This is a genomic window from Pseudarthrobacter sp. HLT1-7, from assembly GCF_059383435.1.
This window is the reverse complement of the sequence record NZ_JBWZCH010000001.1, coordinates 356,923-372,142: the sequence shown is the minus strand read 5'-3', so window position 1 is coordinate 372,142 and position 15,220 is coordinate 356,923. Positions and strand designations below refer to the sequence as shown.

Genomic DNA, 15,220 nt, shown 5'->3' with positions numbered 1-15,220 from the left:
TCGACGACGGCGAGCTTAGCCGGCCACGCCGTAGAGGCGGTCGCCGGCATCGCCCAGACCCGGAACGATGTAAGACTTTTCGTTGAGCTTCTCATCTATGGAGGCGAGGACGATGGTCACATTGGCGTCGGCAAGCTCCTCTTCCAGCTTGGCCAGGCCCTCCGGGGCGGCCAGCAGGCAGATGCAGGTGACGTCGGAGGCGCCGCGCTTAAAGAGGAACTTGATGGCCTCCCGCAAGGTGCCGCCGGTTGCAAGCATCGGGTCCAGCACGAAGATCTGCCGGTCCGTGAGGTTCTCGGGGAGTCGCTCGGCGTAGGTGATGATGTCAAGGGTTTCTTCATCCCGGGCCATGCCCAGGAAACCAACCTCGGCGGTCGGGACCAGCTTGGTCATACCCTCGAGCATGCCGAGCCCGGCGCGCAGGATAGGGACCACCAGCGGGGTGGGCTTGGTGAAGGCGGTGCCGATCGTGGTGCTGACCGGAGTCTCGATGGTCACCGGCTCGGTGCGGACGTCGCGGGTCGCCTCGTAGGCGAGGAGCGTAACGAGTTCCTCGGTGAGCTGGCGGAAGACCGGGGAAGGGGTGTTCTTGTCCCGCAGAACGGTGAGCTTATGGGCGACCAGCGGGTGGTCCACAACGAGAATGCGCATGGGTCAAAACTATCACCCGGCGGCAGTTGACCCGCCCGTCGAACCGCGGGTCAGCCGCCCGTCGAACCGCGGGTCAGCCGCCCGTGGGGCCGCGGGCGCCGAGCCCGTCCGCAGTGGTGTCTTCGTTCCCGGCCGCGCTCCCGGCAGCACCCGTATCGGGGCCGGGGCCCGCGCCATTAGCGCCGCCTGGGCCCGCGCCGTCGGGGCGTCCGTCCATCAGGTGCGCCGGGTGGTCGAAGGTCGGCGCCGGGCCCGCATGCCCACGGTGCCGCAGCACATGGAACAGCCGGTGGGCCAGGATCACGATGCCCAGCCAGGCAAGGCCGAGGAGCCACGCGGCGATCACATCCGTCATCCAGTGATGCCCCAGGAAAACCCTACTCAGGCCCATCGCCGCGACGAAGATCACACCGGCGGCGATCACCGCGACGCGGGCCGAGGTCTTCTTGAGCTGGAGGCAGGTCAGATAAACCAGCACACCGATGACCACGGTGGAGTTGAGTGCGTGCCCGCTGGGGAAGGATGGGGAGGTTTCGTAGGGCGGCACGGCATGGACAAAATCCGGGCGGGCGCGGCCCACCAGGTTCTTCCCGAACGTGGTGGCCGTGATGGACACAGCCGCGGCACCGCAGACCAGGATGATCGGCCGCCAGGTGCGGTTCAGCCAGGTGAGCCAGGCGGTGAGGATGCTCGCCAGGATCGGCATGCCGATGCTTCCGCCAACATTAGTGAAACCTGTGGCGGCCGAGTTGATCTCCGGGGTGCGCAGGTCTTCGGCGAGGGCCAGCGCAGGTCTGTCCAGATTCGCGAGTCCCGCCTCGTCCACCACGTTGTCGTATACTTCGGCGCCAAGCCATGCCAGCGCCACCACAACAACTCCGCCGGCCAGCAAGGTGAGCCACAGCGCAGCGTAGGGGACCACCCATTTACCCCAACGCTCTGCAAAGGTCTTCACGGCCGTCTCCTCAATCCTTTGCTTTTCACAGCTGCCCTTTCGTCGAAACTATCATTGAGCAATGACTTCTCCGGAGCCTCGCCATACAGAGTGGATGAGCCTTGCCCTCGCTGAGGCGCGGGCTGCGCTGGCCACGGCGGACGTCCCGATTGGCGCCGTCGTCATCGGGCCCGACGGCGCGGTGCTCGGCTCCGGGCGCAACGAACGCGAAGCGCTGGGGGACCCTACGGCGCACGCCGAGATGGTGGCGATCCGTGAGGCCGCAGCCCGGCTGCGGCAGCGAAGCGTCCTGGCCGGCAGGCCCGGTGACGGCTGGCGGCTGGCGGACTGCACACTGGTGGTGACGCTGGAGCCCTGTGCCATGTGCGCCGGGGCGGTGGTCCTGGCCCGCATTCCGCGGGTGGTGTTCGGCGCGTGGGACGAGAAGGCCGGGGCGGCCGGCTCCGTGTTCGACATCCTCCGCGAACGACGGCTCAACCACTGGGTGGAAGTGTATGCCGGGGTCCGGGAACAGGAATGCGCGGCCCTGCTGCACGACTTCTTCGCCGGGCACCGCGGCAGCTGAACCTCGGTCATCACTGCTCCCCCTCTGTGCCTGATTCGCCTGGCCGGCGCGCTATTTTCCCGCGGAGGCTGCCGCGGATGCCGCCAGCGCGTCGATCCGTGTCTGCCGGGTGGCCGGTGAATCGAGGCTGAAGGCGCGGAAGTCGGCCAGGTCCTCCCGGATCCAAGCCTCCACTTGGGCGATCCGCCGGGTCACCGCCGGAGTTGTGGTGTGAAACAGCCAGGGCACGATCCGTTCCTTGCCCGGCTCGTACTGCCATAGCCCGATGATCCGGCCGCGGTCCAGGATGGGGTGGTCGGGGAGGTCGGCCTGCAGCCCGAGCGGGGCCATCACCTGTCTGCCGGTGTCGCCCCTTTCAGCGCCGTCCTCGTCGAGCATCTCCGCGGCGTTGCGGCGCAGCAGCACCAGCGAATCCGTCCCGGCGAGCAGCTGGATCTGCTCTTCGGCAGGTTCCTCGAACACGGCGAGGAGTTCGACGTCGTCGGGCAGCATCCATAGCCCCCCGCCCCCGGCGGTGGTCACCTCGACGGCGCCGACGGCGGCCAGCGCCGCCCTGCTCTGGGCCACGGTGAAGGCCGTGAACCACTGGGACTGTTTGAACGTGGCTCCGCCGGTCCAGCCGAGGTAGCGGCGGATCAGCTCGGCCCGGGATGCGTCGTCGGCGAGCGGGCTGGGCGGCAGGCCCCAGAGCTCGTAGGCGTAGCGCTGCTGGTCCAGGCGTCCGGTGGCCGGCACGCGGCGGATCCGTCCCTGTGATTGCAGGATGCCGAGGGCGGTGGGCAGGGTGGTGGTGGCGCCCTTCTTCCTGCCTTCTTCGCCGAGGTTCCGCACGGAGTCGCCGAGTTCGTCCTTGAGCTGGCGCGGATCCAGCGGCGCGCCGGCTTCGGCGAGGATGTGCAGCACCTGCTCCTCGAGCAGCGTAATTTCGCCGCGGTCCACGCCGAGCCGGCCCACCACCTTGAACGTTGCCTCGGCTGCGTCGCGCCCGAGCTGCAGCGCCCAGGCGAAGTCGTCCCGGCCAAGGACGTACGTGCAGCCGCGCGCGGTGGGGAGTTCGAGGATCCGGTGCGCGTGGACGTCGGCGTCCACCTGTTCGCGTCGGATGCCTGCGCGGGCGAAGAGCGTGAGGTAGGGGTTGGCGCCGCCCACGGAGCGCGCCCAGCCGGCCCGGGCAAACACCTGTTCCGCGGTGCAGCCGGCGAGCGAGCCGTCGAGGCCCTGTCGGTGCCAGGCCCAGGCGCGGAGCCGTGCGGGGGTGAGGGTCCGGGCTGGCGGCGCATTCGCGGCGAGTGTGTGGGTGCTGAGGGGCTCGGGCGTCATGGGGTCATTGTCCACCAGCTTGTGCGGCAGGGGAATCGTCTGCGGCGGTCTGGTCGTGCGGCTTGGCTGCCGGGCGCCCTACCGCCGGGGCGCCGCCCGGGTCGCTGTCCGGGTGCCTGCCGACTGGGCGCCGTCCGGGTCGCCGTCGAGGGCCGCCAGCACCGTCAGTGCGGTGGCGTCCCAGCCCGGCAGGCGCTCCCGCGCGGTAATCGCGGCCGCGCGCCAGCCCGTGCGGAGCGCCGGCTCGGTGAGCCAGCGGCGCAGGACTTCGGCCAGCGGAGCGGGGTCCGTGCCGAGGGCGACGGCGGCGCCCGGCAGGGTGGTCTCCCCCGGCCTGGCCCCGGCCGCGAGCGCTTCGACGGCACCGGTGCCGGTCCGCACCACCACCGGCACACCACGGGCGATCGACTCGGTGACCACAAGCCCGTAGGTCTCGGCCCGGGAGATCAGCAGACTGAGGTTGGCCGCGGCCCGCTCGGCATCCAGCGCCTCGCCCCGCAGTTCGCCCGGGATCCGGATCCGGTCCTGCAGCCCCAGCCGCTGCACCGTGTCCCGAAGCCGGGCCGCATAGGCAGGGTCGGCGGAATCCGAGCCGACGAGGGCGGCGGTCCACGGCAGGTCCGTGAGCCGGGACAGTGCGGCGATCAGGAGCGACTGGTCCTTGTTCGGCAGCAGCGCGGCCACGGCCAGCAGGTGCGGCGGCTCCGATCCGGCGGCCAGCGGGGCCGCTTCGGTGCCCGGGAGGGCCACCCGGATACCCTCCACCCCGTGCCTGGCCCGGATGCCGGCCGCGGCCGAGCCGCTGGTGCAGATCGCCCCGGCCGCTGCCCGCAGCGCCCGGCGTTCCAGCCCGGTTTCATCAGCCCCTGTTTCATCCAGCAGCATGTGCAGCAGGATCCAGGCCGGGCGCCCTGCAGCCGCGGCGGCCGCCAGTTCCTCCGGCGCCCCGCACGCGAGCATCCCATCCACCAGGGTGACTGTGCCACCGGCTCCGGCCGTCAGCAGGGCACCCAGCCGCCGCCGGTCCGCCGCGCTGCCCACCGGCCAGTCGCCGTCGAGCGGGCACGTCTCCACGGCGGCTCCCAGGGTGGACAGCTCCCGGGCGAGGGCCGCGTTGTAGGCGTTGCCGCCGGAATTGTGGCGCACGTTGCCGGGCACCACCAGGCGGATGCGGAGGCCGGACGGCTGCACGGGGCTTCCTAGCGGGCGTCGAAGTCAAGCGAGTAGCTGGCCCAGGCGTCGGGTGTCTCGCGCAGGGTGACGTCCAGCCCGGCGAGCCCGTGCCCGTCCTGGCCCCCGCGGATCCGGGCGGCCACCGCGTCTGCGATGTACCGGGCCAGAGCCTCGGTGGTGCTCAGCTTCCCGGCGAAATCGGGGTGCTCATCCAGGTTCTTGTAGTTCAGCCGCTCGAGGATCGAATCCAGCACCCCGCCGGCCTCACCGATGTCCAGCACAATCGAGTCATCGTTCAGGGCCCGACGGCGAAAAGTCACCTCCGTGACGAAGGTGGCACCATGCAGGCCCTGGGCCGGGCCGAATGCAGCACGCGGGAGGCTGTGGGCGATCATGAAATTGCGGCGGACAGTCAGGCTGAACACGGTCTAGTACCTCGGGTCTTCTGTTGTGGGGGCATCAGGGGCGGGGTATGCAATGACTGGATATTCGATGACGTGGCAGAGCGCGTCCAGGGTGCCGTCGGAGAGCCGCTGGACGACGTCGGGAATCTCGTCGAAGCCGGAGGACCCGGTAAGGAACACATCAAAGGCGGGATCGCTCAGCAGCGAGACGGCGAGCCGGAGCCGGTCCGCGTTGGTGCGGCGGTGGCGGCGGGCGCGGGCCACCACGCCCACCTGGCTGGCGCGGATGGAGAGCCGGCGGGCATGGAAGTCCTCCCCCAGCGGCAGCGTGATACTCCGGTCGGCGTACCAGGACATTTCGATGACGTCGCCCTCGTCACCCACGAGCTGCAGGCTCCGTTCCAGGCCTTCCTGCGAGGCGGAGCAGTGGATCACGATGTCGCAGTCCGGCAGGGCGTCGTCGGGGTGGGTGAATACGACGCCGAGCGTTTCGGCGAACGCGCGTTTGGCGGGATCGACGTCGATCAGCTGCAGCCGGCCGAGCGGGAAAGTGCTGAGCAGTTTGGCCACCATGCCGCCGACGAGGCCGGCGCCGATCACGGCGACGCGGTCACCCAGCCGGGGCCCGGCCTCCCATAGTCCGTTGACGGCGGTCTCGACGGTTCCTGTGAGGACGGCGCGGCGGGCCGGAACGCCGTCGGGAACCAATGTGAGTGACTCGACCGGAACGATGTAGCGGTTCTGGTGCGGGTACAGGCAGAAGACCGTCTTCCCGACCCAGTCCGCGGGGCCTTCCTCGACGATCCCGACAGAGAGATAGCCGAATTTCACCGGGGACGGAAAGGAGCCTTCCTGGTTGGGGGCGGCCATTTCCCCGGCCACGCAGTCAGGGACGTGGGCGTTGTGCACCACCAGTTCGGTGCCCTTGCTGATGCCCGAGTACAGCGTCCGCACGAGGGCTTCGCCGATGCCGGGGGCGGGCAGCGCCTCGCACCGAAGTTCCCCCTTCTCGGGGCCGACGGTCCAATATGCGGTGGCCGTGGTCTGCCGAGCCGTCTTCTGGTCTGCGTTGCTCATCTTGCTGACGAATCTAGTCCCCTGCCTACGCGCGGGGAAGAGCCGCGCAGCCCGGGCGCGCCGTGTTGAACTGCCCGTTTTGTGGATGAGCGCTTTGCTCCGGTAGCCTATTCAGGTTGGTGACGTGTCCGAGCGGCCGAAGGTGCAACACTCGAAATGTTGTTTGGTGAAAGCCAACGTGGGTTCAAATCCCACCGTCACCGCCAATGAGAAAGGCTCCGCTTCCCTTGCAAACAAAGGGAAGCGGAGCCTTTTGTTTTGTCTGGCAGAGGCCAGCGGTAACGTAGCAGTAACAAATTTCCCGCGGCGCTCTGTGTTCAGCCACGCCGGGGCAACGTGTCGTCTGCGAACGACACGCATAAGGCCGGCCCGATCGCCGCTTCAAAGAAGCTCAGCTGAACGCTGTCATTTACGGCTGCCGGCCCTCAGCGTGTAGGTCTTCTCAATGACGCCGGAGCCTTCCTGGCCACGAACTTGCCAGCCCCACCAATACGTCCCCACCTGCTTCCCGAGCAGCGTCGCATCTTCGGTGAAGGTCTTGAAGTGACCGCGGGCAAGATGGCGTCTGCAAGTACCGTCGCCGGCGCCACTACTTGCTCCTGCCGAACTCCGGGCGGTCCCATCAATCACCACCTCGTGGAATGCGTCCCCAGTTGGTCCGGGCCCATTCGCCTTGCTGGAGCCACGTTCCCTCAAAGTGACGTTGCGGCAATTCATGAGGGCCAGCGCAAAACATCCTGTTCATCGCCTCAACAGCGGGGGCCCGACCCCCCTCGGCATCGAAGCCACTGGTGAACATGCTCTTGGTGTCCCCGAACGGGCCACCGGGACGAAGCACGCTCCGGTACACCATGAACTCCATCCCAGTCAGGAATCCGCGGTCATTGAGCCGGAACCGGACATCCTGCTCCAGCCGGTTCCGGAACGCGTCGACGAACCGCACTGTTCCATCGTCGAGCGGATACGCGCCTTCCGGCAGCAAGTGCAGGACATCCGGGCAGAGAACGTCGGCAAGCCTCTGACCGCCCTGGACAAGATGCGCATGCGGGCTTCCGGGCGGCCCGGAGGACCACCACCTCCGGAACCCAACGAGGTCTACCTCGTCCTGTCGGCCATGGAATGCTTCGTCGCAGATCAGTATCTCGGTGGAGTTTCACTGGTCGTGAGACACGACTTCCTGAACGCCCTTGGCAGGCCGCACCCCGCGGACGACGAGGAGTCGTACCTTGCTTGGCATACCAGGTTCATGAACCTGGCCGCCCTCTTCACGTGTCCTGGCGACGTGCTGGAAGCCCTGGACGCCCAGCCCTGGCAGGAGATTCAACTGGCGTAGCAGTACCCAGCTGGTGCTTCAGAGCGTGCCGATGCGGCGAAGGAGGCAGGAGGGCGCGGAGGGGTATGACCAGGCCCTACCCGTTCCGGGGCAGCCGAACATACAGAGGGCGGAAGCCGCGCGTTCCTCCTGGGTGCTCGAACTGTTCCCAGCGAAGGCGCCTCCCCCAGAAGCCGTCAGCGTCCTCTGAGTAGGCGAGGAACGCTGACCTCGAACCCTTCAAGGTTGCTGGCCTCAACCGTTACATCTGTTCGAACTGTTCAAGCGTTCTTACAATCTCCTCGAACTCTTCAAGGTTGCTGGCCCCAACCCTGACGGGCTCGCTGCTGGGCCTTACAGTCTTCGATAACTCTTCAAGGTTGCCGGCGGTATCCTTGAAGAGTGGACATCAAAGCATTCGAAGGATCCCCGAACGGAAGACTCGTTCCCGTTTCGGGCACCGACACAATGAACGACCAGCCGTGGGCGCACTACGCTTACATCCCAGACCCGCTCCCCTCAGTGATCTCGCTCTCGCCGGAGGCCCAGATTGCTCTTGGCGAAGCCGATCGGGCGCTGGGGGCATTAAACGCGTACCTCACGCTGATACCTGAACCCCACCTACTAGTAAGACCTGCTCTTTCGAAGGAAGCCGTCAGCACTTCGGCCTTGGAAGGGACATTCGCCTCTCTAGAAGAAGTGCTCGAAGCGGACTACATCGACGAAAAGAAGTCCACAGCTCAAGTAAGAGAAGTGCGAAACTACCTTCGAGCAGCCGAACGGTCCCTCGATTCGTTGAAGACCCGTCCAGTCTGCCGAAGTGTCTTGGAGGAGTTACAGGGAATTCTGGTCAAGGGAACCAGAGGCGAAACATATGATTCAGGCCAACTGCGCAAACGACAGGTCTTCATCGGCAATCACGGCCGCCCAGTCTCAGAGGCCCGCTTCGTCCCGCCACCACCAGGAAAAATCCTCGAAGAGGGATTCTCCGACTGGGAGAAGTGGATCAATTTGGCCGATCGAGTTCCACTCCTGATCCGTGTCGCCTTGGGCCACTATCAGTTCGAAACCCTGCACCCGTTCGCGGACGGCAATGGCAGAATAGGGCGTCTCGTCATATCCCTGCAGCTGATCGAAAGCAAGGTCCTCGACTACCCCGTGCTGAACATGGCCTCGTGGCTGGAACCAAGGCGGGAGGAATACATTGGTCATCTACTCTCGACCAGCCAAACTGGGAACTTTGATCCTTGGATTCGATTTTTCATGCAAGGCGTTGCCCAGCAGTCCCTTGCGACGACGAAAGCAATACGCGAACTACTCCACCTCAAAGAGTCGATGCAGCAACAACTTCGTGGCGCGAAGGACAAGAGCATCGCGACCGCTCTGGCCGCGGATCTCATTGGGACTCCAGTGTTCGACGTGAGTAGCGTCGCGCGACGCTTTGAGGTTTCGCATCAATCCGCCAACAACGCCGTCAACAAGCTGGTAAAGCTGGGTCTTGTGGATCAAATTGGAGAGAGAAGCTACGGCCGCCTATTCATGTGCACGAGGGCATTGCGCATCATGCACTCGTTCTAGGGAAGGGCAACAAGGCCCACCACGCCCACACATCCGACGTATGAACAGGTGATCTCGGTGATGAAAATCCCCGGAATCTAGGGGCTCCGCATGCCATTCACGGCGCGGGAGAAGTTTCAAATCCCAGTGCCACGGCCAATAGCGAAACCGTCGCTTCTCTTTAGATAGAAGGGAAGCGGGCGTTTTTGACCGCGCAGTGATGCACCGGTAACAAAATTCTTGGTGCCGCTTTCAGCTCAGCTATGCCAGGGACAACGCGCAGGTTGCTATCAACACGCTCCGGTTCCCGGGCTATACGCTCCTCGACCCTGAGGATTTGTCGGGCATCCGTAGAGTCGGAACCCTGCTCCCCCGGCCGCCGTATTTTGCGGTCTGGAGCGTGGACGAGCTCCTCAACCGAGACGCGGCCGATGCGCTCCCGGAACTACGCGCAGAGTTTGCCGATCTCCCCGGCGAAATGTTGGAATACCGGTTCGCCGGGGTAAACATGACAGCGGAGCAGCCCGAATCAATGATCGAGAAAGGACAGACCGATGAAAAACAGCAGCAGTAACGACTCGAGCCTTCAATGCCCATCAAGCGGCAAGAACGTCGGGCGGATGGTCGAGACCCCCGGCTCAGACGACTGGTACATCAAATGCCCCACGTGCGGTTGCACATGGGCGGGCGGTAGTACGGTGCTCGTTAACCACGACGACTGTCGTTAGAGGTTCTTCAGGGGAGGTTACTCTACGCCGTCGACTCGGCCAGCCGCTCTTCCGTGTCCATGCTTGCGACACGACACGACACGACACGATGCGCTGCAGGAGCGCATCGTGTGCCTTTTGCAGGGTCTCTGCCCGTGCCTCGGCCGCTGTTAGCCTGACCCCGGATTCCGCTGAGTTTGTGCGGGTCTGGAGTTCGGCAATCCTGAATTGCGCCAAGTGTTCCATCGTGTTCACAGAGGGTAAAGCCAAATCACATCTCGTCGCAGGGAGGTTAGGCGTATTATAGCGACCGAGAGATTCAGATCCGCCTCCCTAGAATCTCCAGCCATACTGGTGAGATCCAGCCACACTGAGCGATATTGTTTCAGGAGAGAAGGACTGCAGAGCTTCCAGTCTGAACTGATGTGGAACTCTCAGACTTTGCAGCCACGCGGACGCGTCCAGCATCCCCGCGTAGGGGTTTGGCGCCAGGTCGTGGAGTTTGGTGTTGGGCAGCGCAGCTGGCTGCTTGAGATAGCACTCAGAGCCCAAGATACCTCCGGGTACCGTTCCTTGGGGACCGGGCCGCAGGAGCCCTCTAACCGTGTGCGGGCCGGGACCGGTGCCGGCACCGAGACCACCGGCCAAACCTCCGATCGCTGCATCAACCCCGACCTTGCTCAGTCAACAGATCCATTCTGGTACTTCTTGTTATGCGTCGCAGTGTTTGGCGGTGTGGGCGTCTTTGGGCGTGACGAGAAAGGTTTTTGCCGCGGGGTCGTGATTTAGTGTCGTCGGCGGCGTCAGGCTGACGATGACCGGATAGGACGGATGGCCCGGCGTGAGGTTCGAGGGTTCACGCCGGACCGTTATAACGCGTGAAGCCCGCGCGGACTAGTAGCTCAGCTGCGGCGTGACGGTAATTGTGTCCGCACCGACGTCCAGGCGTGCATTAAAACTGAAGTCGACAACCACATCCAGATCCGAAAATCCACCGCTAAAATTGTCCTGTTGCCTGGCCGTGACACGAGCCTTCCCAGCGAGCGGGGCAATTGTCCACTGTCCATCGAATGCTTCGATGCTTACCGCCGGATACTCGGTGATTGTCCAGTTGATGGTTCCGTCTTTCACCAAATTGCCCGTGGAATGGTAGAACGGGCAGCCCGGCTGGAGTCGCTGCTCTTTGACGGCCTCCGCCGCACACGTGTCGAGATACTCCTTGACCTTGGAGGCTACCGTCTGGTTCAGTTCGTCCGTGGCTTGGGTCAGAAGAATAAGTGGTGGTACGGGAGAGTCGGTCCCTGACACAATCGCACGGGTCGCAGGAGCGGAGAAGTAGTCGCCATTCAGGGACGCCTCGTACTCTCCGGGGTAGAACACGGCAAACTTGTTTCTTCCGCCCGGCATGTTCACGGGTACACCGTTGACCGTAGCCTCGCTCGAATTTACGACGGTTACTTCCACAGTGGGCAGGGGCGCAGGAACAAATGCCCATTTACTGAAGACCAGCCATTCCGTCCCCGAACGTTCCAGCAGAAACTCACTGCGCTGCTGCTGTCCATCGATCGTGTAGTCCACTGGCACCATGACTCGGTTGCCTCCGCGCGGTTCCGTATCGCCGATTTCTACATTCGAAATCCGAGCGGCTGATGTCTGCAGCGCGGAACCGTCGAGCATGGCAGCGTTCGACTGCGGGACAGAAGCCCGCAGTATCCCGAGCGCCCGCCCGCCCTCGCCATCTCGGAGGGCTTGCAGATACTCGCGCACGGGCTGTTGGGGGCTTGCGAGCGAGTTATTGACAAGGGCGACCGACACTATGGCCGCCACGACGGCCAGCATCAACAACAGCAGCCACCGGGCCGCGATTCGGACCACTGCCTGACTCGTTCTCACACACCCACGTTACCTGCACTAAGGAAAGGACTCAGACGAACAGCTACTTCGTGCGGCGTCAAGGGCCGCGCCGCACCGGGCTTTGGCGACGTGAGCTACACGCCATGCCCTCCAGCCGCCGCCGGCCACGCGCCGGAACAAGCGCGTCATTGGCGAATGCGCCGCTCCCCCTGGAGGACAATGCGTCTATGACCAACGACGCTCCCCGCCCGGTTTACTTCCTCTCGGACAGTACGGGCATCACCGCGGAAACGCTCGGCAACACCTTGCTGACGCAGTTTCCCGAGAACGACTTTGACCGCCTTACCGTCCCCTTCATCACCACCGTGGACCAGGCCCGGGCGGTGGTCAACGTCATCGACGGACTGGCCGCCACGGGTCTTCGCCCCATCGTCTTCTCCACCGCGGTGACCACCGATATCCGCCAGACCCTGGCCACGTGCAACGGAATTATCGTGGACCTGATCGGGACTCACGTCGGCGTGTTGGAGCGTGCCCTGGGCACCCCCGCCAGCGGGGAACCGGGCCGGGCCCACGGCCTGGGCAATGCGGCGCGCTACCAGTCGCGGATGGCCGCCGTCGAATACGCCATGGAACACGACGACGGCCAGAGCCTGCGCGCACTGGAAAAGGCCCAGGTCATCCTGGTGGCCCCGTCCCGCTGCGGCAAGACCCCCACCACGATGTATCTGGCACTGCAGCACGGCATCTTCGCCGCGAACTTCCCGCTGGTGGACGAGGACTTCGAAAGGGAAGGTCTCCCCAAGCCCCTGCGGCCGTTCGTGGCGAAGTGCTTCGGCCTCACCACAAACCCCCTGCGCCTGAGCCAGGTCCGCACCGAACGCCGCCGCGGCTCACCCTACGCGTCGCTACGGCAGTGCGGGTTCGAACTGCGCAGCGCTGAGCGGCTGTATGTGTCGCACGGGATTCCCTACCTTAATTCGGCCAGCGTTTCCGTGGAGGAAATGGCTGCCACCATCCTGCAGCAGATGAAACTCAGGCATTAGGGAAAAGTTTCACAAAGTCGCTGTGGCGCAGCTCATGTGGAAACCCGGCCGGAGACCTGTCACTGTGGAAGAACTTCCGCCCAACACCCGGTCATTGCCGATCGCGGGGCGGCGCCCCCGCATGCCACCATCTGCAAAGGAGCAGCAACCATGACGATAGACATCCTGTGGTTCTCAGAACTCGGACTCAAGGATCTGGACCGGGTAGGTGGTAAGAACGCCTCGCTCGGCGAGATGGTGCAGAACCTGACATCCGCCGGCGTCCAGGTTCCGGACGGCTTCGCCACGACGGCGGACGCCTATCGCAGCTTCCTGGCTGACTCGGGCCTGGATCAGAAGATTGCCGACAGGCTGGTGGGGCTGGATACCGACGATGTGACGGCCCTGGCCGCGGCGGGCAAGGAGATCCGGACGCTGATGCGCGAGACCCCCTTCCTGCCGGATTTTGAAGCGCAGATCCGTGACTCCTACAAAAAGCTGGTGGACAAGCACGGCGGCGGTGACCTTTCCTGGGCCGTCCGTTCCAGTGCCACGGCGGAAGATCTGCCCGATGCCTCCTTCGCGGGACAGCAGGAAACCTTCCTGAACGTGCGCGGCATCGATAACATCCTGGTGGCCATCAAGGATGTGTTCGCGTCCCTCTACAACGACCGGGCCATCGCCTACCGCGTGCACCACAAATTCGAGCACGCCGAGGTGGCGCTCTCGGCCGGCATCCAGCGCATGGTGCGTTCCGACGTCGGCGCCTCCGGCGTGATGTTCACCATGGACACCGAATCCGGCTTCAATGACGCCGTCTTCGTCACCTCCTCCTACGGTCTCGGCGAGGCGGTCGTCCAGGGTGCCGTCAACCCTGACGAGTTCTACGTCTACAAGCCCGCGCTGCAGGCAGGCCGCCCCGCCATCCTGAAGCGCGGACTGGGCGAGAAGGCGCTCCAGATGACATACACGAGCAACCGCGAAATCGGCCACACCATTGACTTTGTGCCGGTTGAGGCTTCCCTGCGGAACCGCTTCAGCCTCACGGACGACGACGTCGAGCAGCTCGCCCGCCACGCGGTCGCCATCGAGAACCATTACGGGCGACCGATGGACATTGAATGGGGCAAGGACGGGATCGACGGCGGCCTGTACATTCTGCAGGCGCGCCCAGAGACTGTGCAGTCCCGCAGGACGTCCGGCAGCCTGAGCCGTTTCCGCCTGAACGGGTCCGGCCGGGTCCTTTCCGAAGGGCGCGCCATCGGACAGCGGATCGGCGCCGGCCGCGTGCGCATCCTGACCGCCATTGACCAGATGGCCGCCTTCGAAACCGGCGATGTCCTCGTCGCGGACATGACCGACCCGGACTGGGAACCGATCATGAAGCGTGCCTCCGCGATCGTCACCAACCGCGGCGGCCGGACCTGCCACGCGGCGATCATCGCCCGCGAACTGGGGATCCCCGCCGTCGTCGGCACCGGAGACGTCACGGACGTCCTGTCCGACGGCGTCGAGGTCACCGTGTCCTGCGCGGACGGCGAGACCGGCTTCATCTACGAAGGTCTGCTGGACTTCAGCATCGAGGAAACCGAAATCACCCAGCTGCCCGAGGCACCGGTCAAGGTCATGATGAACGTCGGCACCCCGGAGCAGGCGTTCACCTTCGCGCAGCTGCCCAACCACGGCGTGGGCCTTGCCCGGCTGGAGTTCATCATCAACCGCCAGATCGGCATCCACCCCAAGGCGCTGCTGAACCCGGACGAGCAGCCGGCGGACGTCGCCGCCCAGATCCGGGAGCGGATCGCCGCCTATGACAGCCCGCGCGACTACTACATCAAGCGCCTGGCCGAAGGCGTGGCCACCATCGCGGCGGCGTTCGCGCCCGAGCCGGTCATTGTGCGCATGTCCGACTTCAAGTCCAACGAGTACGCCAACCTGATTGGCGGACCGGCCTACGAGCCGCACGAAGAGAACCCGATGATCGGCTTCCGCGGCGCCTCCCGGTACCTCGAGCCGTCCTTCCGGGACTGCTTCGATCTGGAATGCGAGGCCCTGTCCTTCGTCCGCAACGAGATGGGCCTGACCAACGTCAAGCTGATGATCCCCTTCGTCCGCACCCTCGACGAAGCCAGCGGCGTCATCGACCTGCTCGCCGAGAACGGGCTGCGCCGCGGCGAAAACGGCCTCGAGGTCATCATGATGTGCGAACTGCCGTCCAACGCGCTGCTGGCCGACGAGTTCCTGGACTACTTCGACGGTTTCTCCATCGGCTCCAACGACATGACCCAGCTGACCCTGGGCCTGGACCGGGACTCCGCGATCGTCGCCGGCAGCTTCGACGAACGTGACCCGGCCGTCAAGAAGCTCCTGAGCATGGCCATCAAAGCCTGCAAGGCCCGCGGCAAGTACGTGGGCATCTGCGGCCAGGGTCCCAGCGACCATGCGGACTTCGCCGAATGGCTGGTCGAAGAAGGCATCGATTCCGTCTCGCTGAACCCCGACACCGTCGTGGACACGTGGCTGCGCCTCGCCGGCGCGGCAGCCGGCGCCACGGGCGCTCCAGCCAGCTGAGACCACGGAGCTAAAGGAACACCCCGGTCTTCGGACCGGGGTGTCATAC

Annotated in this window: 13 protein-coding genes and 1 tRNA gene; 7 read left to right on the top strand and 7 right to left on the bottom strand. The window is 65.1% G+C overall.

Annotated elements, in window-relative coordinates; all coding sequences use genetic code 11:
- Positions 1-15: 15 nt before the first annotated feature.
- Complete coding sequence (upp, locus tag AC50X6_RS01770) at positions 16-651, bottom strand: uracil phosphoribosyltransferase (protein ID WP_494964598.1); 636 nt, start codon at positions 649-651, stop codon at positions 16-18.
- A gap of 73 nt (positions 652-724) precedes the next feature.
- A complete protein-coding gene (locus AC50X6_RS01765) occupies positions 725-1,606 on the bottom strand; it encodes a phosphatase PAP2 family protein (protein WP_494964597.1) in 882 nt (293 codons plus the stop codon).
- A 61-nt stretch (positions 1,607-1,667) separates the two neighbouring features.
- Between AC50X6_RS01765 and AC50X6_RS01760 the strand changes: the two genes are divergently transcribed.
- Positions 1,668-2,171, top strand: coding sequence for a nucleoside deaminase (locus tag AC50X6_RS01760; protein ID WP_494964596.1), 504 nt, complete (start codon positions 1,668-1,670; stop codon positions 2,169-2,171).
- A gap of 51 nt (positions 2,172-2,222) precedes the next feature.
- On the opposite strand, the gene AC50X6_RS01755 is transcribed toward AC50X6_RS01760, so the two are convergent.
- The 4 genes from AC50X6_RS01755 to AC50X6_RS01740 form a co-directional block, all read right to left on the bottom strand.
- A complete protein-coding gene (locus AC50X6_RS01755) occupies positions 2,223-3,491 on the bottom strand; it encodes a DNA glycosylase AlkZ-like family protein (RefSeq protein WP_494964595.1) in 1,269 nt (422 codons plus the stop codon).
- 78 nt (positions 3,492-3,569) lie between these two features.
- The gene (locus AC50X6_RS01750) at positions 3,570-4,682 is read right to left on the bottom strand and encodes a glycosyltransferase family 4 protein (protein ID WP_494964594.1); all 1,113 of its coding nucleotides are present in this window, start codon (positions 4,680-4,682) and stop codon (positions 3,570-3,572) included.
- An 8-nt stretch (positions 4,683-4,690) separates the two neighbouring features.
- Positions 4,691-5,089: a 6-pyruvoyl trahydropterin synthase family protein gene (locus tag AC50X6_RS01745; RefSeq protein WP_494964593.1), complete on the bottom strand. Its 399-nt coding sequence runs from the start codon at positions 5,087-5,089 to the stop codon at positions 4,691-4,693.
- A gap of 3 nt (positions 5,090-5,092) precedes the next feature.
- Positions 5,093-6,145, bottom strand: a complete 1,053-nt coding sequence (locus AC50X6_RS01740) for a zinc-dependent alcohol dehydrogenase (RefSeq protein ID WP_494964592.1) — start codon at positions 6,143-6,145, stop codon at positions 5,093-5,095.
- Positions 6,146-6,263: 118 nt separating this feature from the next.
- On the opposite strand from AC50X6_RS01740, the gene AC50X6_RS01735 reads away from it, so the two are divergent.
- From AC50X6_RS01735 to AC50X6_RS01720, 4 genes are all read left to right on the top strand, one after another.
- A tRNA-Ser gene (locus AC50X6_RS01735) sits at positions 6,264-6,351 on the top strand.
- Positions 6,352-6,860: 509 nt separating this feature from the next.
- Complete coding sequence (locus AC50X6_RS01730; protein WP_494964591.1) at positions 6,861-7,478, top strand: hypothetical protein; 618 nt, start codon at positions 6,861-6,863, stop codon at positions 7,476-7,478.
- Between the two features lie 381 nt (positions 7,479-7,859).
- On the top strand, positions 7,860-9,035 hold the full coding sequence (locus AC50X6_RS01725) for a Fic family protein (RefSeq protein WP_494964590.1): 1,176 nt from the start codon (positions 7,860-7,862) through the stop codon (positions 9,033-9,035).
- A gap of 379 nt (positions 9,036-9,414) precedes the next feature.
- Positions 9,415-9,588: a hypothetical protein gene (locus AC50X6_RS01720; protein ID WP_494964589.1), complete on the top strand. Its 174-nt coding sequence runs from the start codon at positions 9,415-9,417 to the stop codon at positions 9,586-9,588.
- A gap of 1,027 nt (positions 9,589-10,615) precedes the next feature.
- Here the strand turns inward: AC50X6_RS01720 and AC50X6_RS01715 are convergent.
- Complete coding sequence (locus AC50X6_RS01715) at positions 10,616-11,560, bottom strand: hypothetical protein (protein WP_494964678.1); 945 nt, start codon at positions 11,558-11,560, stop codon at positions 10,616-10,618.
- 242 nt (positions 11,561-11,802) lie between these two features.
- Between AC50X6_RS01715 and AC50X6_RS01710 the strand changes: the two genes are divergently transcribed.
- Positions 11,803-12,621, top strand: a complete 819-nt coding sequence (locus AC50X6_RS01710; protein WP_494964588.1) for a pyruvate, water dikinase regulatory protein — start codon at positions 11,803-11,805, stop codon at positions 12,619-12,621.
- Positions 12,622-12,771: 150 nt separating this feature from the next.
- A complete protein-coding gene (gene ppsA, locus AC50X6_RS01705; RefSeq protein WP_494964587.1) occupies positions 12,772-15,171 on the top strand; it encodes a phosphoenolpyruvate synthase in 2,400 nt (799 codons plus the stop codon).
- The last annotated feature ends 49 nt before the right edge of the window (positions 15,172-15,220 follow it).

Excerpts from the sequence above, each read along its gene's own strand:
- upp (WP_494964598.1), bottom strand. The coding sequence starts at position 651 with ATGCGCATTCTCGTTGTGGACCACCCGCTGGTCGCCCATAAGCTCACC.
- AC50X6_RS01760 (WP_494964596.1), top strand. The coding sequence starts at position 1,668 with ATGACTTCTCCGGAGCCTCGCCATACAGAGTGGATGAGCCTTGCCCTC.
- AC50X6_RS01755 (WP_494964595.1), bottom strand. The coding sequence starts at position 3,491 with ATGACGCCCGAGCCCCTCAGCACCCACACACTCGCCGCGAATGCGCCG.
- AC50X6_RS01740 (WP_494964592.1), bottom strand. The coding sequence starts at position 6,145 with ATGAGCAACGCAGACCAGAAGACGGCTCGGCAGACCACGGCCACCGCA.
- AC50X6_RS01730 (WP_494964591.1), top strand. The coding sequence starts at position 6,861 with ATGAGGGCCAGCGCAAAACATCCTGTTCATCGCCTCAACAGCGGGGGC.
- AC50X6_RS01715 (WP_494964678.1), bottom strand. The coding sequence starts at position 11,560 with ATGCTGGCCGTCGTGGCGGCCATAGTGTCGGTCGCCCTTGTCAATAAC.
- AC50X6_RS01710 (WP_494964588.1), top strand. The coding sequence starts at position 11,803 with ATGACCAACGACGCTCCCCGCCCGGTTTACTTCCTCTCGGACAGTACG.
- ppsA (WP_494964587.1), top strand. The coding sequence starts at position 12,772 with ATGACGATAGACATCCTGTGGTTCTCAGAACTCGGACTCAAGGATCTG.